This window comes from Sphingopyxis sp. GW247-27LB (assembly GCF_002277025.1).
Taxonomy (GTDB): domain Bacteria; phylum Pseudomonadota; class Alphaproteobacteria; order Sphingomonadales; family Sphingomonadaceae; genus Sphingopyxis.
The window spans coordinates 93,692-109,801 of record NZ_NIWD01000019.1 but is presented as its reverse complement, the minus strand read 5'-3'; the positions used below and the strand labels follow the sequence as shown (position 1 = coordinate 109,801).

Sequence of the window (16,110 nt, the reverse complement as noted above, 5' to 3'; positions counted from 1 at the left end):
TCAATGAAAGTTACGGCTCTTGACGAGCTCGGGAGCGGGCATCTCCACCCTCCCCTTCTCCGCTCGCGGATCGGGTCCGCCGCCGCTCATTACCCCGTCGGCGCGTCCCAGGGCCAGGCGGAACGATGCGTCGCGCTGGGTGAGTGTGTCGAGCACGTCCGAAAGGTTCATGAGCTTCTTCACGATGACATGGACGACCTCACCTTCGCGCTGGACCTGGCCATAAATGCCGAGCAGCCGCGCACCCATGACGACGCGGCGGTTTTCCTCGAACATTCGCGGCCAGACGATCAGATTGGCGATGCCTGTCTCGTCCTCGATGGTGATGAACATGACGCCTTTCGCCGATCCAGGCCGCTGACGGACGAGGATGAGCCCGGCGAGCCAGACATAGCGGCCATCGCGAATTCCATCGAGCGCGTTGCAGGGAACCATCTTGCGGGCGGCAAGCTCGCTCCGCAGAAACGCAACCGGATGCTGCCGCAGGGTCAGGCCGACATGGCCATAATCCTCGACGACCTCCCTCCCCTCCTGCATCGGCTTGAGCCGCACGGGCTGCTCGACGATTTCATGGACAAATCCGTTCTCGCGGGCGTCCGCCGCCGCGAACAAGGGAAGCTGCTCGTCGCGCAGCGCCTTGATCGCCCAGAGCGCATCGCGGCGCGCAAGGCGCATCGCCACACGGAAAGCGTCGGCCTCGGCCAGCCGGTTGAACGCGCCCATGCCGACGTCGGCGCGACGCCATAGCTCCTCGATACTGGCGAATGGCTCGTCAGCGCGCGCGGCGATGATCCGCGCGGCATCCTGTTCGTTGAGGCCGCGCACCATCCGCATGCCGAGGCGCACCGCGAAACGATCCTCGCCTATCGGTTCGAGCGTGCAGTCCCAGCGCGAGGCATTGATGCAGATCGGTCGCATCTCGACACCGTGCGCCCGCGCATCCTGGACGATCTGGGCGGGGGCATAGAATCCCATCGGCTGCGCGTTGAGGAGGCTGGCGCAGAAAATCTCCGGATGCCAGCATTTGAGCCAGCAGGACGCATAGGCGATGAGAGCGAAGCTCGCCGCATGGCTTTCGGGAAAGCCATAGCTGCCGAAGCCTTCGAGCTGCCTGAAGGTCTTCTCGGCGAATTCGGCCGTATAGCCGCGCTCGACCATGCCGGTGATCAGCTTCTCCTTGAACTTCGAGACCCCGCCGGTGTGCTTGAAAGTCGCCATAGCGCGGCGGAGCTGATCGGCTTCAGACGGCGTGAAGCCCGCGCATTCGATCGCAACGCGCATCGCCTGTTCCTGGAAGAGAGGGACGCCGAGCGTCTTGCCGAGCACGCGTTCCAGTTCGGGCTTCGGATATTCGACCTTCTCGGTGCCGGCGCGGCGACGAAGATAGGGATGGACCATGTCGCCCTGGATCGGACCGGGCCGGACGATCGCGACCTCGATGACGAGATCGTAAAAAGTGCGCGGCTTGATGTGCGGCAGCATCGCCATTTGCGCCCGGCTCTCGATCTGGAAGGCGCCGAGCGTGTCGGCCGCGCGGATCATCGCATAGGTGCGCGGATCTTCGGGCGGGATCGACGCGAGATTCATCGTGATGCCCTTATGCTCGGCGAGCAAATCAAAGCCGCGCTTCATCGCGGTGAGCATGCCGAGCGCGAGGCAGTCGACCTTCATGAATTTAAGCGCGTCGATATCGTCCTTGTCCCACTCGATCACCTGGCGATCCGGCATGGCGGCGGGCTCGATGGGGACGAGCTCGTCGAGCCGGTCATGGGTCAGGACGAAGCCGCCGGGATGTTGCGAGAGATGGCGGGGCGTGCCGATGAGCTGACGCGCGAGATCGAGCGCGAGCCGCAGCCGGCGATCACCCAGGTTGAGATTGAGCTCGGCCGCCTGCTTCTCGTCGACGCCCTCGTCGCTCCACCCCCAGACCTGGCTCGAGAGCGCCTTGATCAGATCCTCGGACAGGCCAAGCGCTTTACCGACATCGCGGATGGCGCCCTTCGTGCGATAGCGGATGACCGTCGAGCAGAGCGCAGCATGGTCGCGACCATAGGTGTCGAACACCCACTGCATGACGATCTCGCGCCGCGCATGCTCGAAATCGACGTCGATGTCGGGCGGCTCCTTGCGCTCCTGACTGACGAAACGCTCGAAAAGGAGATCCGACCGTTCGGGATCGATCGAGGTGATACCGAGGACGTAGCAGACCGCGCTGTTCGCCGCCGATCCCCGGCCCTGGCAGAGGATGTCGCGGCTGCGCGCGAAGCGAACGATCGAGTTTACCGTCAAAAAATAGGACGCGTAATCGAGTTCGCCGATTAATCGGAGTTCGTGGCGGAGCAGCCGCTGGACCTTGTCGGGCACGCCTTCGGGATAACGATCCTCGGCCGCCTGCCATGTCATGCGTTCGAGTGCCTGCTGGGCGGTGATACCCTCGATGCCGGCTTCTTCGGGATATTGATATTTGAGTTCGTCGAGCGAGAAGCGGCAGCGATCGGCGATGTCGAGGGTGCGCGCGAGCGCCGCGGGATAGCGCTGGTAGAGCCGGTGCATTTCGGCCGCGGGCATCAAGAAGCGGTCGGCATAGCGTTCACGCCGCGCACCGAGCGCGTCGATCGTGCAGCGGTGACGGGTGCAGGTCATGACCTCCTGGAGCACGCGGCGATGCGGATGATGATAGAGGACGTCGCCGGTGACGACGGTGGGCACCCGATGGCGGGCCGCGAGGTTCGTCAGATCATGGAGGCGAAGCTGATCGCCCGGACGGCGGCGCAGGGTCAGGGCCAGATAGCCCCTCCCCTCGAAAATCCGCGCGAAACGGCCCAACACGGCTTCGGTGTCAGCCACCTCGTCGGGCAGGAAGATCGCGAGCAGATCGTCCGCGAACGCCTCGACATCCGCCCACCCGATCACGCACTTGCCCTTCCCTCCCCGCGTCTTTCCCTGGCTGAGGAGGCGGCAAAGACGGGCATAACCGGCGCGGTTCATCGGATAGACGAGCAGCGACTGGCCTTCGGAGAGATCGAGGCGGCAGCCGACGATCAGCCGAACCCCGGCGAGCTTGGCCGCTTCATGGGCGCGCACGATGCCGGCGAGCGTATTTCGGTCGGTTATCGCAAGTGCGTCGAGGCCGCAGGCTTCGGCCTGGGCGAAGAGTTCGTCAGGCGACGACGCCCCGCGCAGGAACGAGAAATGCGACGCGCACTGGAGTTCGGCATATCTCATGCGAATAGCCCGTGCAGGAACCAGCCTTGGCCGCCGGTGGCGCTGTCCATGCCGTCGCCGTTCCGGAAGAGCCAATAGCGCGCGCCGGTTTCGTCCTCGACCTGGAAATAATCGCGAACGCCGAGAAATTCGGCGTCGCTCAAATGCCATTCGCCATAGATGCGTTCAGGACCGTCAGCGCGCGTCACCCGGCGCCGGACGCCCCGCCAGACAAAATGCACCGGCGGATGGTCGGGCAGCAGGGCCATGGTGTCGACGGGCTCGGGGCGTGCGAAAAGCCGCGTCGGGCGTGGCCAGGCTGCCGGCCACCGGATCTCAGTCGGATCGGACATCGGCGCGATGCGGGCAACCGAACGCTCAGGAATATCGCTCTCTCGCGCGGCGACCCGAAAGAGCCGCCCCTCCCCTATCCGGTTCCCGAGCAGGTCGACGAGGGCCGCGACGTCGGGGACGGGGGCCTCGCCGAGATTGGAAACCATGTGGAAGGTCAAGGGCTCGGCCAACGGGACGGTGAGCTGCATCCGCTCGATACCGAACCCCGGATGGACAGTCTCCAGCCGGTCGCAGAGCAGCCGCGTCATCTGCGTGCGATCGCGGCTCGGCTTGGCAAGGCCCGCCCGAATAGCCTCGATCCGATTATCGACCCGGTGAAAGCTGAGATCGAGCCGGCGGGCGCCGACGCCTTCTTCCTCCAGACGCCGGGTCAGTTCGTCGACCAGCTTGCCCGTATAGCGCGCGAGTGTCTCGGGCGCGCCGATCGGCTCAGCGAACCGCCGCTCGACGGTGATGGGTTCAGGCGGCTGGATCGGTTCGAAGGGTTCGGCGAGACGGCCGAAGGCCTGGTCGAGGCGCTGGCCGGGTGCCGATCCAAAGCGCAGGGCCAACGAGGCGCGCGGCATCGCCTCAAGGTCGGCTATCGTTTCGAGACCGAGGCGCCCGAGAGTGAGCACCATGTCGTCGTCGAGGCGCAGTGCCGCAATGGGCAGCGCGCCGATCGCCGCGGCAAAGTCGAGTGGATCGACGACGCGGAGGGAGTCGGCTCCGTAGCGCGCAAGCGCGTGCGCCGCGCCATAGGTCGGCGCACAGATCGCGCGCGCGGCCGTCCCCACCTCCGCAAGGCGTTGGATGAGATCGTGAAGGACTCCTTCAGGTCCGCCAAAGGCGTGCGCGGCCCCGGTGATATCCAGCATGAGGCCGTCGGGCGGATCGGGCGCGATGATCGGCGCGTAGCGGCGCAGCGACCAGCGGGCGAGCTTCTCCAGCGCGGCGCGATCGGCATCCGGTTCGGCATCGAGGATCTGGAGATCGGGAACGAGCGCCTGAGCCTGCGCGACCGTCATACCGGGGACAAGACCGATTGCGCGCGCCGCCGCATTCGCCGCGGTCAGGAGACCGCGCTGCCCTTCCATCGCCGCCAGCACCAGCGGTGTGTCAGGAGGCGGCGCGCTGGAGCCAAGCCTGCGACGCAGCCGATCGGTCGGCCAGGTCGGCAGGAAGAGCGAGATGACCTGTCGCATCGCAGCCTTCCACGAGAAAATCGGCGCTCTCGCCAGCCCGGCACCGGATGAGCTCGACAAACCAGCGCGGCCGCCCGACCCCGGGAACCGGGAGCGGCACGGTCGGCACGCTGGTCACGCGCCAGCGGGTCGCGGCCGCAGTCGGCTGGCCGAAATCGGAAGCTTCGGCCGCCCGGCGCCAGCGGCGGATGGCGATGCCGATGGTGCCGGTGCTTTCGGCCGCCAGTTGCAGACGACGCGAGGCCGTCATCGAAAGCCGGGCCGCTTCGGCAATGACACCGCCGAGGCCGCCATGACGAAGCCCCTCTTCGAAGCAGCTCAGGAGCGAAGTCTCGTCGCGAGCCTCGACGTAGATGACCCGGTCGGGGTCGAGACCGGCCAGCGCGAGGGCCGGCGCGAACAGGTCGGACTGCGTCATGCACCAGAGTATCTTGCCTTTGACGCGCGCGAGGATGCCGGCAGCGAACAAGGCGGCGGCGGCCGCATCGGTCGCGCCCTGCGCGCCGCCGGCCACTTCGTGGAGGGCGCCGAGCGCCAGCCCGCCACCGGGCAAGCGCCTGTCGATCGCGTCGAGCCCAAACGGCAAAGTGCCCGACGAACGCCGTTCAGCCCCCTCGATCCGGGCAATCCGGGCGCGTAGCGTCGTCAGATGAGGGCGCGGCCCTCTCTCCGTCATGAAGGGCCTCCATGGCTTTGGCGGTTGGTTATGTTCTATTTTTGTTCTATAAAGGCCGAGAGTCAACGGGCCGGAGTCGCCGCGACCGCGGTGGCCCCACTAATGGCATGAAAGATCAAGGAAAAACGGGATGGAGAAGCGCAAGCCCCTCAAACTTCGCCTGTCGGGCGAAACGCCTTCGGAGGCTGTTGGCACAGCGGAGAGCGCCATGCGAGACCGCGACTCGGGCGAATCGGCAGCGGTCCAGACACCGGATCTGGAGCCGATCACCGATGACGAGATTCCGTGGTGAGTTGAGGCCATGTCGCGGCTTCATGTCATCGCGGCGAGCGCGAGCGATGTGGCGGCTTATTTCGAAGCCGAATCGCCGGCGGCCCTCACAGTGCCCGAAGGCGACATCAAGGAAGGGCTGACCGGTCTCGTCATCTTCGAGAAGGGCGGTCGCAGATTGCTGCGGCCCGTCACCTGGGGCTTTCCGCGCCTGACCCGCGAAATGCGCGAGCGCGGCGAGCCGCCGGGGCGCATCGGGCTTGTCGCCGACCTCACCAATCCGATGTGGGAAGAGATGGTGGTGGAGCCGCGCTATCGCTGTCTCATCGCGCTGACCCATTTCGGAAACCCCGACGGGACCCCCGGCGCGAAGACCCGGACCTGGTTTTCGGTGAAGGATCAGCCGATCATGTCGTGGGCGGGTTTCTGCCGGAACCTCCCGGACCAAGGGCCTGTCTATGCCGGCATGACGATGGGTGCGAATGCGGCGGTCATGCCGACTAACGACCGGATGCCGGTGCTCCTTGAGCGCGCCGAGTGGGATCAGTGGTTTCGTGGCTCCGTTCGCGAAGTAATTGGGTTCCAGTTCCGCCCGCCGTTCGCCGCCGAACGAATGATCGTCGAGCCGACCGATGATCGCTGGAACAGCGGCAAAGGGCCACCCGAGCCGCAACTCGCTTTGCAATGAGACGGGGATCGTATGGCACGTTGGATGCTCACGCGGGAGGCTTCTCGCCGCTATGGGCATGACAATGGCCGATAGAGACATGCTGCCGCGCACGTTCCAGGCGAACGTTGACCGCTTTTATCAGCGCGTCATCCTGAAGACGCTTGGCGACCTTCCGACGCACGAAACGCTGGTTGTGGGCGAAGCGTCAGATATGGATGAATTCCTTGATCGGTGCGCCGCGCAAATCGACAACTACACGGTCAACGAGGCCGCCAAGGCCTTTGTCCTCACGCTCGACGGGCTGTTCGAACGCCAGCTCGCGCGGTGGGCTCGGGCGCACGGCGTGAAGTTCTCTGGCGCAACCGATCTGTCACGAGCAGCGCGGGAAATCGCTGCGATCGATGTGGGTGCGATCGGCGTGGCAAGCGATCTCCACGAAATGCACCTCGCCGCCAATGTCGCCAGGCATGGCGATGGCGGCGCCTGCACGAAATTGCTCGCGAAGGCCCCGCAACTCTGGACTCGGATATCCTTCGATTATGACGATATCGCCCCCGCGCCGGTGCCGACGAGTGAGGAGTTGCGGATCGGTCAGGACGAACTTCGGCGCTATGCACGCGCCGTTGTTCAATTCTGGGGTCATGCCGATCCCCTGCCCGGTGCCGTGCTTGTTGCGCCTTATTGAAGTGCCCGTAAGCGCAGAATGCGGGGATCTTTGGCGTTCCTCCTCCGGCGCTTTAGCGCTACGCACCTTCCTATGCAGCGTTCCCAGCTCGGAAAGGGCCGCAAGCCATGTGCAATCTCTATACGGAGCGCCTCAGCGCCGCTGAAGTCGCAGCCCACTTTGGCGTAGACGTTCCCGACATCGTTGCAACTAATGCACCGTCGACAGTTCACCCCGGCGCGCCCGGTATGGTGGTCCGCGCTGAAAGCGGTCGACGAATTCTTCAATCGATGGGTTGGGGATTTCCTCTGAAGTTAGCCTCGATGAAGCCGGGTTCGAAGCCCAAGGCGGTTAATAATATCGCGGATCTGCGCAAACCAATGTGGGTGGGCCTCGCCCGTAAACCGCAGTGGCGCTGCCTGATTCCGCTAACGGCCTGGGCGGAACCCGCGGGGATCAAGGGAAGTAAGACCCGAACCTGGCTGTCCCTGAAAGACCGTCCGATTTTTGCATGGGGCGGCTTGTGGCGCGACAGTGCCGAATGGGGTCCGGTCTATTCGGGTGCGATGACCGATGCGAACGAGGTCGCAGCGAAAGTCCATAATCGGATGCCAGTCCTCCTCCACGAGCACGAATATGACCAGTGGCTTCATGGCAGCTTCGACGATCTAATCGCATTCCAGGAACGCGCGTTTCCTAGCGAGCTCGTGGCTATCACGCCTTCCGACGAGCCATGGCTCGGTTGGCCCTCAGGTGGGAAGCCGGCGATGCTTCTATAGCCCGATCGCCTCGGGACTACCCACGTTCGCGCCGTCCGGCGCTCATCCTGACCGATTGGGGGCGTAACTCGGTCTCCCCTGGGCAGGTATCGGCGGTTCGTCGTCAAAGCTTCGCACACCGACCGGAATTTGCACAAAACTGGCTAGCAAATGCTGGGATCCGGTCTCGGGAGAAGTACCGCGCTCCGGTGGCCACCTGTCCTTTTGGGGTCTAATTATTTGCCCGGTCTGGCCATTCGAGTTCGGCGCGCTTTCCTCAATCCCGGCGATCAGAGGCCGTCAAGCGGGCTGAAACCGCTCCGAGTTCATCGGTCAATCACCGGAATACTTGCGCCGTTCGGCATAGCGGAGCACGAAGGCTTCCCAGACCCTCAGCCACTCCGCGTCCGTCCGGAGCTTTTTTATATCCGGGAATCCGGCCCGGAACGCTTCGGCCATGGTATCGACGGCCCAAGGGCTGCCCTTATCAAGACCGATCGCCCGGAAGGCTGCTTCCCGGCTCCCATAGGTCAACGATCCGGAAGGAAATGGCAGCAGCTGTTCGGCTGAGTCGAGCTTAGCTTTCGCCGCTGCTTTAGACACCGATGATCTCGGTGCCGTTTTGGCTGGGCGCGAATCCACAAGTCGCAGATGGGGACCGACCAGCTTGCGCTCCATCGGCGCGTGCGAAGGGTGCAGCACCACCTTCCGTCCCGATAGATCCACATTCGCGTTCGGATACACGGCCGAGACGATCTGCATGGTTTCACGAACAGTTTGCCGGAACCGCTTGCTATCCGCTTCATTGCCGAGGTGCTTTGCGAGCTGGTCCCAAGAGATGATTTGTCCCCTCTCACTCGTGATCCGCGGCAGACGGTAGGCGAGATAGGTGTAGAGATCGAGCGCGGTAGGGATACCCTTGAGCTCGCGAATTGCCACCTCGTTCAAAGGCACGGCATGATCTACCAAATGGCTGTAGAACGCCTCCGACATGCGAATCTCGCGAGCGAAGGCGCCATTCTTGTCGAGCGAGCCAGCATACTCGTTTGAAATCTTGACGTCGCGGACGGCAAATGCGTTGTCGCCGGCGTCCTGACCGTCCCACCGGATCTGCCATTCGCAAGCAAGCAGTCTGTCGACCTGCTCGCGCATTAGGTTGGCCGTACCGCGCGGACCGTAGGAAATCGTCTGATATCCAAGGCGTCGCATCCACTCGGTGAAGTTGCGCCCAAGATAGACATCGCGAGACTGTTTCGAGACGGCCTGTGAAAGGAGATAAATCAGGGCCACCCGCGGATAAGCACCGTAAGGCACGCCCAGGCTGCGCATGACGGACTTACCGTCCACCGTTTGGAGAACCGGACGCGGGTTGATAGCCAAGGCGTAGCGGCCATCTTCGCGCACGATCGGTAGCGTGTCATCCTTTGGTCGCTTGGTTGGAAGCGACATCGCGCAAAGCGCTGAGTGGAGGAAGGCCGGAACCGGCTCTTCGTCGTGGACACGGAGGAAGGCGTCCATGGTAAGCTGGGATCCGGCAGCGAGCGCCACCGAGCGGACTTTCTCCTCGCCGCCATCCAGCATGGCGAGCGCGTATTGGTGTCCGATCGGCTTCGAGCTATCCCCATTCATTATGCGCCGCCCTTCCCCGAGTCCGGGGCCTTTCCATGACCTCGGTATCAACAGGTTTGGTGATGGAAAGCAAGCATGTTGGCAGTTTTGGCGGTAATCTGGGGGTGAAACCTCCAACTTGACCGATGAACTCGGAGCAGTTTGTGCAGGCGAACCCCCTTCCCTCCCGAAAATTGAAAAAGCGATTCGCGAATCGGATTTCTATAGGGATTCAGAGAGTATAGGTATGCGCTCCGACATCATCGGTTGTCTCGCACCGAGTTCATCGGAAAAACGCACCGTAATCATCGGCTTGCACCGAGATCATCGGTAGTCGTTCGCTCACTTTGCTGCTCAACGGCCTAGCCGATCACCATGACATCGCCCTCGTCCAATCCTCCAGCTGGCGGGTGTTCCAAGCGGCTCCAACATCATCGGTCTTGGATCCATTGACGGGGAGAGAGTGATTGTCATGCTCGAAAACGGCTCGGAGATCATCGGTCGAGTTGTAGGATTGGTGGTCAATTATTGCTCGAAACTGCCAACAACGCTAATGTGGGGCACCAATCTCACAAGAAATGGCAGAAATGGCGACAGAACCCACCTTCGACGCGCAAACTGATGATCTCATGAGCGATGATCTCGGTACCCTCCACCGGAAAGCGCTTACGATCCTTAAACGCATTCGGGACGGCGCGATCGATCCGGAAACGGGCGCTAAGAAGGGTCCGACATTCCCGATTTCGAAGGCCGCGGCGCTGGTCGGTCGCACGGCTTCTGCCATCAGAGAAGCCGAACGGGATGGCCGCCTGCCCGAGCGGGGCCGTACCGGATCGGGGCATCGGGTGCATTATTCGCTCGAGGAACTCGACCAGATGCGCGAGGTATTCGGAACGCGGCCCTGGAGAGCGGCAACCGACACGCCCGCGATCATTTCGATTTCGAACTTCAAGGGGGGCGTCGCAAAGACGACCTTGGCGTTGCACGCGGCTCAGCACTTTGCAATTCGGGGATATCGCGTGCTTCTCGTTGACTGCGACAGCCAAGCTAGCACGACCATGATGTTTGGCTATCGGCCCGACGTGGATCTTGGCGAGGACGATACTCTTTACGGGCATTTCCATAACCCGGAGCTGCTCGGCGTTCGGAAGATCATCCGGAAGACGCACTTCCACGGCCTGGATCTGATCCCGGCCAATCTGAAGCTGTACAATCTCGAATACGAGATTGCGGGCTATCTCGCGCAGAATCAAAGCTTCGACATCATCGATATGATCGCACAGGCGATTGAAGACGTGGTCGATGATTATGACGTCGTGATCATGGATCCGCCGCCGGCACTTGGCATGGTGTCGATGGCGGTGCTCCAAGCTGCCAACGCCATGGTTATTCCAATGCCGCCGAGCGTGATCGACTTTGCCTCGACTGTGTCCTTCATCGATATGGCGCGGACCACCATGGCGCAGCTTGAGCGCCTTGGGGGGAGGGCCAAGCCAGCCTATAATTTCATTAAGATCGTCGCGAGCCGCGTGGATGACAGCAAGTCAATGCACCGGGAGATTCTCTCGATGATGCGGCAGGTCTTCGGCGGATCGATGATCAATTCGGTGCTTCGGACGAGCGCCGAAATCGACAATGCGAGTTCCCGCATGAAAACGGTGTTCGAACTCGATCGGCCTGTCACGTCGCACGGGGTTCACACGCGCAGCGTCCGTCTTTTGACCGAAGTTTGTCAGGACATCGAAGTCGAGGTCCTGCGGACTTGGGAGAGCAGGGCGGGAGGCGATCGGCGGTGAGTTGCCACGTGGCAACTAGCGACACGCTAGGCCAAAATGCCGTTATAAAACAATCTGATGCTCCGCTCTCAGTCGAATTCAGTCGTTTAGGCAATTGGCGGTGGTGTCTTAGCTGGCTGATCGTTCAATGGGTTGTCCGTCAGCTCGTGACGGGCGGAATTGAGCACGAGTTGCCACGTGGCAACTTGGCTCGCTCGAGAAGAGAAACTAGGAAGATGAATAATGGCAAAGGGTAACAAAGGGTTCGGCAGCAGCCTCACTGCAGGTCTGGACGATGAGGCGGAGTTGGATGTTACCGCGCCCGCTGAAAGCATCATGGCCAGCAGGAGCCAGACGCTTGCCCGGATTGCGTCAGGAAAGATGGTGACCGACCGAACCGAATGGGTCGATCCCGCTAGGTGCCGCCCTTGGCGCCTTCACAATCGTGACCTCGATCATCTGACGGAGGAGAGTTGCCGGGATCTCATCGATGCATTCCTCGCGGCTAAGAAGCAGCGCATCCCGGCAATCGTCCGGCGTTTGCAAGGCGACCCGGATTTTGACTTCGAAATCGTCGCCGGCGTCAGGCGCTGGTGGACGGTCAAGTGGCTCCGCGACCATCATCACCCGGAATATGATTATTTGGTAACGATCCAGAGTGTAACCGACGAAGAGGCGTTCCGCGTTTCAGACGTCGAGAACAGATCTCGGAAGGACATTACTGACTGGGAGCGCGGGATTGAATACTCGCGGGCTCTGGCAGAGTTCTACAATGGCTCCCAGAATGAGATGGCCGAGCATCTCAAAATCTCGAGATCTTGGCTCAGTCGTCTACTCGATGTCGTTCGACTCCCTGAGGCTATCATCGCTGCGTTCGCAGATCGTCATGATATCACCGTACGCGTTGCGCGGGACATCAAGCCGCTTTGCGGCGAGGATCGCCCGATGAAGCTGATGGTGAAAGAGGCTGCGGCAATAGTCGCCGAACGCGATGATCTCGGTATTCGCTTGACTGGTCCCGAAGTCGCAAAGCGATTGATCAGGGCGACCGTCAGCCAGCGTCAGAAGGCCGGCGGCGAAATCGAGGTGAAAGGGAAGGGCGACAAGGCGATCTTGCGTTACAGCCACAGCCCGAGGGGCGGAATGACGCTGAAGATCCTTCCGAAGTCGGGAGCGTCGCGGGAGGAATTGCTACGGGCTATCGAGGGAATACTCGAAGCACGCTGACGCCAGCGGGCAATTCGGTTGGTGATCTCGGCCAGCAGGCCGGGCCTCCGGCTCGCTCACCCCGGCGGTGCTCGTCCCGAACCGATCTGCGAATGATTGTGGGCCAGGGAATGACGCCGGACGAGCACCAGCAGCGCCGGGAGGGCGACAAGGCGCTACCCGGCACTGTGACCTAAATAGAAGGCTCTCGGTTCATGGATTGACGCATAGGGCTATCGCGGCGCGGCGAGATAAGAAGCGGGGCTGCGCGCCTGCCATTATCGAGGCGACTGCATCATTTGGGCCGCCGTGCTACAAGCGGCCCGAAACTGTGATTGGCGATGGACTAGTAATCCACGGAAAAGCGCAAATTGCAGACATATGGATCATATCTCCCGTGCGTAACGGCGAAGCTTTGGCCTGCGAGCTGGCGAAGGAGTTTTGCAGCACCGGCCTTCGTGCAGGGTAGTGCTCTTGCCAGCTGAGCAGGTGTTATAGAGCCGTAGGCGAAAAGCAGCATCCAAACGGAATGCAGCCGCGAATGCTCTCTCAACGCCGGAAACGCCTCGCCAAACGCCGCCGCAGCGCGCGGTATGCGAGCAATGTCGCAGAGCGACTCATGCAATGCCTCGAGCACGAGTACGGCGATGTCGTCGCGATCGCGATCGGCGTCGCGATCGGCGCGAAACAATCGCCGGCACACGAGCCCGGGAAAGGGCAGGGGATGCGGTGTGAGGCCGAACAGAGCGGGCTCGGCGACGGCAAGCAGGTTGACCGCCCAACAGGGCGACGTCGCGGTGGCGGACAGGGGATCGCCATCGACGTCGGCCGATCGCCGTAGTCTGCGAACGATGGCGAGCAGACGGGCCGCTGGGTCGGCAGGCAGGTTCGGGCTCGCGGCGACCAGGCGGACGGCCTCGAGTTCTTCAAGCCCGGCGTCGACGATGACCGCGGTCGCTGCGGCCTCCGCGGCAAGGGGCCTAATGGCGGTTTGTCGAACGCGCTGGATAGCCCGGGCGAGATCCGAACGCGGGTCGGGGAGGGCCGCCGCGAGTAGGGTGAGAAAGGCGTCGCGTTCGGCGGCGCATTCGCCGCCGATGAGGTTTTCGCCCATCATGACCGCGCGGTCCTCGCGGTACTGCGACCAGGCGCGGACAAGCGTGCGAAGCGCGAAGCACTGGCGCATTTCCGCGGGATAGAGGGCAGGGGAGGCGAAAAGGGTGCGCGCGAGCGCATCGATCTGACCTTGCCGGAAGGCGATGGCGACTGTGTGAGGGGAGGGGGACATGGCGGCTCCGGGTGGCGCGGCAATCATAGCCGTGGGCGGAATCGGCGTCAAAACGAGAGTTTACCGAAATGGCATTTTAGTATCCTATCTATTCCCCGTGAACTCTTCGGACTTTCCATAATCGGACATTATGGTAAAACCAGGCTTGCCAAATCGAGCCGTTCGGCCGAGAATCGCGCGCCATCGGAGCCGCGAAAAGGAGGGCGCGCCATGACGATCGATCACCGTATCGCGGCCGACCTTCGCCAGCTCTTCGGTGCCGACGTGGGCGCGCGCCGCTCGGCCGCCGCGATCGCGCGTGCGCTCAATCAGCGCAGCGTCGCTGCGAACCGCGTCAGCGCGCGCGAGGCTGCGTTCGATCTGATGTGGGATTATGAAGCGCGCGGGCTGGTCGACGACAGTCCGGGCCCGCGCGGCGGGGCGGGCTGGCAGCTGTCGACCAAGGGCGCCGCGCTCGTTGCTCAATCCCTTTCGGCTGACGTGCCGGGTCACGGCCGATGACCGAGCTCGCGCCGTTGCCTTCGTCGCTCGAGCTGGTGCTGTCCGCGCATGGCCGCCTTGTCGACTGGAGCAAGGCGAAGCCGCTGGCGATCGAGGCCGCGGCCGACGCAATGGCGCCGGCGACGAAGGCAGCGATCGTCGCCGACCTCAAATGCTATCTGCGCTGGTGTCTGCTGCAGCGGCCGATCGCGACCGCGGTTCCCGCGGCCCCCGAAACCCTCGTCCTCTATCTGCGCTGGCTGGCGCGATCGACCGAGACGCGCGCGGCCGCAAAGCCGGCGACGTTGGCGCGGCGCCTCGCGAGCATCGCGCGTGTTCACCGGATCCTCGGGTTCGGCGACAGCGAAGCCTTGCCGACGCAGGCGGGTATGGTCCGCGACACGCTCAAGGGCATCCGGCGCAAGGCGGGCGTCCGCCAGCGCCAGGCCGCGCCGCTGCGCCTCGGCCGCGCCATGCCGGAGCCCGGCGCGCCGTCGTCGGCCGAGCCCGAGCCGGACGGGGAGGGCGAACCCGGCGGGCTGACGATCGAAAGCCTGCTCGCGGCATGTTCAACCGATCTGGTCGGGCTGCGCGATGCTGCGCTCTGTTCGATGGCCTATGATGGGGGGCTTCGCGTCTCCGAGCTCGTCGCCGCGACGGTTGCGGATCTGCGGCTGATGACCGACGGCAGCGGCCGCCTCACCATCCCGCGCTCGAAAACCGACCAGGAGGGGGCGGGGGCTATCGTCTGGCTCTCGGCCGAGACGATGGACCGGCTCTCGGCCTGGCTGACCGCGAGCGGGATCGCCGACGGCCCGGTGTTCCGCCGCATCAATATCCTGACCCACAAAGGCGCTGATGAAGGCGAGACGGTTCTGAGCCATCATATCGGCGGCCATGCGCTGACGCGGCAAGGGGTTGTCTCGATCTTGCGGCGCCGCGCGGCCGCGGCGATCGAGGAAGGTCATGCGGTTGTCGAACCCGGTCAGGATGCGGTGGCGGCGCTGAGCGCGCATTCGTTCCGGGTCGGGCTCACGCAGGATCTGTTCGCCGCCGGCGAGGACGGCGCCGGGATCGCGCTGGCGCTGCGCTGGTCGTCGCCGACGACCGCGCTCGGCTACGCTCGCGAGCTCGCTGCCGGTAGCAATGCCGCGGCGCGCGTCATCGGGCGAATGCGGCGCGGTGAAGCGAAGGCATAGTTTGCTGCTATTGGGAGCCCATGAGGATCATTCGCGCCGCCGATCACTGGCCGTGCAATTTTTTCCAGCGGCCGAGCACGGCCTCAAATTCTTCATTGTTCGCGAGCACGGAGCGAGCGCCTTCTAACAGGCCTTCGGCTATCGCCTGCGGGTCATAGCCCTTTTCGATCATGTCATGTGCTAAGTCCTGCGCGCTGGCGAAGGCGTTGCCAACCTGGGCGGATTCGTCTGTCGGTGTTTTGTCCATGCGTGCCTACCTATGTGATACCGGAGCAGAATAACAACCAGGAAGCGGGATGAAAAATCATGGCAACGAAAGGCCCTCGGGAATCATCGGAAGATTGTCGCTCACCAGCCAGGAAACATCATGAGATGTCCAGATATGCACCGCAGGGCGAACTCCCGGATCGGCATCGAGGGTGGCAACGCGCAGAACGCATTCGTCGTGCCCAACGCGTGTAGCAACGATATGCGATCCACACTGGCTGCAGAAATGGCGCACCTTGCCAGGCGATGATTCATAGCCTTTGACGAGCTCACTACCCGCAAGCCAACGGAAGTTGTCGCGTCGGACCCGGGCCGTCGGGGCAGCCGCTGCGGCGTGGGCCTTTTGGCAAGTTTGGCAGTGACAAAATCCGATGGGGCTTGCCAATTCATCGATCTCGTATCGCACCGCACGACACAAGCAGCTTCCCGGTGTAGTCATTTCTCGAACCTTTCATCAACATGCGCTTGCGTGGCCAATAAAGTTTGATCGCGCGATGCGATATGGCG

Annotated in this window: 15 protein-coding genes; 8 read left to right on the top strand and 7 right to left on the bottom strand. The window is 63.1% G+C overall.

Annotated features, from left to right (window positions below; genetic code table 11):
- From CD928_RS22485 to CD928_RS22475, 3 genes are read right to left on the bottom strand one after another with little or no spacing between them, the layout of a single operon-like run.
- A complete protein-coding gene (locus CD928_RS22485) occupies positions 1-3,225 on the bottom strand; it encodes an error-prone DNA polymerase (protein WP_095389323.1) in 3,225 nt (1,074 codons plus the stop codon).
- Positions 3,222-4,742, bottom strand: coding sequence for a DNA polymerase Y family protein (locus CD928_RS22480; protein ID WP_095389321.1), 1,521 nt, complete (start codon positions 4,740-4,742; stop codon positions 3,222-3,224). The genes CD928_RS22485 and CD928_RS22480 overlap by 4 nt, the downstream gene beginning before the upstream one ends.
- Positions 4,657-5,418, bottom strand: coding sequence for an ImuA family protein (locus tag CD928_RS22475; RefSeq protein ID WP_095389319.1), 762 nt, complete (start codon positions 5,416-5,418; stop codon positions 4,657-4,659). Before CD928_RS22475 ends, CD928_RS22480 begins: the two co-directional genes overlap by 86 nt.
- A 130-nt stretch (positions 5,419-5,548) precedes the next feature.
- Here CD928_RS22475 and CD928_RS23550 point away from each other — a divergent pair, with 130 nt between their 5' ends.
- The 4 genes from CD928_RS23550 to CD928_RS22460 all read left to right on the top strand — a co-directional run bounded on the left by CD928_RS23550 (position 5,549) and on the right by CD928_RS22460 (position 7,801).
- On the top strand, positions 5,549-5,710 hold the full coding sequence (locus CD928_RS23550) for a hypothetical protein (RefSeq protein ID WP_160292470.1): 162 nt from the start codon (positions 5,549-5,551) through the stop codon (positions 5,708-5,710).
- A 9-nt stretch (positions 5,711-5,719) separates the two neighbouring features.
- Complete coding sequence (locus CD928_RS22470) at positions 5,720-6,376, top strand: SOS response-associated peptidase family protein (protein WP_095389317.1); 657 nt, start codon at positions 5,720-5,722, stop codon at positions 6,374-6,376.
- A 64-nt stretch (positions 6,377-6,440) separates the two neighbouring features.
- Positions 6,441-7,043, top strand: coding sequence for a hypothetical protein (locus CD928_RS22465; RefSeq protein WP_255247299.1), 603 nt, complete (start codon positions 6,441-6,443; stop codon positions 7,041-7,043).
- A 107-nt stretch (positions 7,044-7,150) separates the two neighbouring features.
- The gene (locus tag CD928_RS22460) at positions 7,151-7,801 is read left to right on the top strand and encodes an SOS response-associated peptidase family protein (RefSeq protein WP_095389313.1); all 651 of its coding nucleotides are present in this window, start codon (positions 7,151-7,153) and stop codon (positions 7,799-7,801) included.
- Between the two features lie 312 nt (positions 7,802-8,113).
- Here CD928_RS22460 and CD928_RS22455 read toward each other — a convergent pair whose 3' ends face one another.
- On the bottom strand, positions 8,114-9,409 hold the full coding sequence (locus CD928_RS22455) for a replication protein RepA (protein WP_095389311.1): 1,296 nt from the start codon (positions 9,407-9,409) through the stop codon (positions 8,114-8,116).
- A 566-nt stretch (positions 9,410-9,975) separates the two neighbouring features.
- Between CD928_RS22455 and CD928_RS22450 the strand changes: the two genes are divergently transcribed.
- Positions 9,976-11,184, top strand: coding sequence for an AAA family ATPase (locus CD928_RS22450; RefSeq protein WP_095389424.1), 1,209 nt, complete (start codon positions 9,976-9,978; stop codon positions 11,182-11,184).
- Between the two features lie 222 nt (positions 11,185-11,406).
- Positions 11,407-12,390 carry a ParB/RepB/Spo0J family partition protein gene (locus CD928_RS22445; RefSeq protein WP_095389308.1) on the top strand — a complete coding sequence of 328 codons (984 nt, stop codon included), beginning with the start codon at positions 11,407-11,409 and terminating at the stop codon, positions 12,388-12,390.
- A gap of 325 nt (positions 12,391-12,715) precedes the next feature.
- Here the strand turns inward: CD928_RS22445 and CD928_RS22440 are convergent, their stop codons facing one another.
- Positions 12,716-13,657 (bottom strand): hypothetical protein, encoded by a 942-nt coding sequence (locus tag CD928_RS22440; RefSeq protein WP_095389305.1) that lies wholly within the window; start codon positions 13,655-13,657, stop codon positions 12,716-12,718.
- Positions 13,658-13,867: 210 nt separating this feature from the next.
- On the opposite strand from CD928_RS22440, the gene CD928_RS22435 reads away from it, so the two are divergent.
- On the top strand, positions 13,868-14,158 hold the full coding sequence (locus tag CD928_RS22435) for a hypothetical protein (protein WP_037555859.1): 291 nt from the start codon (positions 13,868-13,870) through the stop codon (positions 14,156-14,158).
- A complete protein-coding gene (locus CD928_RS22430) occupies positions 14,155-15,336 on the top strand; it encodes a tyrosine-type recombinase/integrase (RefSeq protein WP_235211535.1) in 1,182 nt (393 codons plus the stop codon). The genes CD928_RS22435 and CD928_RS22430 overlap by 4 nt, the downstream gene beginning before the upstream one ends.
- Before the next feature lie 43 nt (positions 15,337-15,379).
- On the opposite strand, the gene CD928_RS22425 is transcribed toward CD928_RS22430, so the two are convergent.
- Entirely contained in the window at positions 15,380-15,583 is a 204-nt protein-coding gene (locus tag CD928_RS22425; RefSeq protein WP_037555858.1) for a hypothetical protein, read from the bottom strand.
- Between the two features lie 57 nt (positions 15,584-15,640).
- On the bottom strand, positions 15,641-16,042 hold the full coding sequence (locus CD928_RS24085) for a GFA family protein (protein WP_141237232.1): 402 nt from the start codon (positions 16,040-16,042) through the stop codon (positions 15,641-15,643).
- Between the last annotated feature and the right edge of the window lie 68 nt (positions 16,043-16,110).

Excerpts from the sequence above, each read along its gene's own strand:
- CD928_RS22485 (WP_095389323.1), bottom strand. The coding sequence starts at position 3,225 with ATGAGATATGCCGAACTCCAGTGCGCGTCGCATTTCTCGTTCCTGCGC.
- CD928_RS22480 (WP_095389321.1), bottom strand. The coding sequence starts at position 4,742 with ATGCGACAGGTCATCTCGCTCTTCCTGCCGACCTGGCCGACCGATCGG.
- CD928_RS22475 (WP_095389319.1), bottom strand. The coding sequence starts at position 5,418 with ATGACGGAGAGAGGGCCGCGCCCTCATCTGACGACGCTACGCGCCCGG.
- CD928_RS23550 (WP_160292470.1), top strand. The coding sequence starts at position 5,549 with ATGGAGAAGCGCAAGCCCCTCAAACTTCGCCTGTCGGGCGAAACGCCT.
- CD928_RS22470 (WP_095389317.1), top strand. The coding sequence starts at position 5,720 with ATGTCGCGGCTTCATGTCATCGCGGCGAGCGCGAGCGATGTGGCGGCT.
- CD928_RS22465 (WP_255247299.1), top strand. The coding sequence starts at position 6,441 with ATGGCCGATAGAGACATGCTGCCGCGCACGTTCCAGGCGAACGTTGAC.
- CD928_RS22460 (WP_095389313.1), top strand. The coding sequence starts at position 7,151 with ATGTGCAATCTCTATACGGAGCGCCTCAGCGCCGCTGAAGTCGCAGCC.
- CD928_RS22455 (WP_095389311.1), bottom strand. The coding sequence starts at position 9,409 with ATGAATGGGGATAGCTCGAAGCCGATCGGACACCAATACGCGCTCGCC.
- CD928_RS22450 (WP_095389424.1), top strand. The coding sequence starts at position 9,976 with ATGGCGACAGAACCCACCTTCGACGCGCAAACTGATGATCTCATGAGC.
- CD928_RS22445 (WP_095389308.1), top strand. The coding sequence starts at position 11,407 with ATGGCAAAGGGTAACAAAGGGTTCGGCAGCAGCCTCACTGCAGGTCTG.
- CD928_RS22440 (WP_095389305.1), bottom strand. The coding sequence starts at position 13,657 with ATGTCCCCCTCCCCTCACACAGTCGCCATCGCCTTCCGGCAAGGTCAG.
- CD928_RS22435 (WP_037555859.1), top strand. The coding sequence starts at position 13,868 with ATGACGATCGATCACCGTATCGCGGCCGACCTTCGCCAGCTCTTCGGT.
- CD928_RS22430 (WP_235211535.1), top strand. The coding sequence starts at position 14,155 with ATGACCGAGCTCGCGCCGTTGCCTTCGTCGCTCGAGCTGGTGCTGTCC.
- CD928_RS22425 (WP_037555858.1), bottom strand. The coding sequence starts at position 15,583 with ATGGACAAAACACCGACAGACGAATCCGCCCAGGTTGGCAACGCCTTC.
- CD928_RS24085 (WP_141237232.1), bottom strand. The coding sequence starts at position 16,042 with ATGACTACACCGGGAAGCTGCTTGTGTCGTGCGGTGCGATACGAGATC.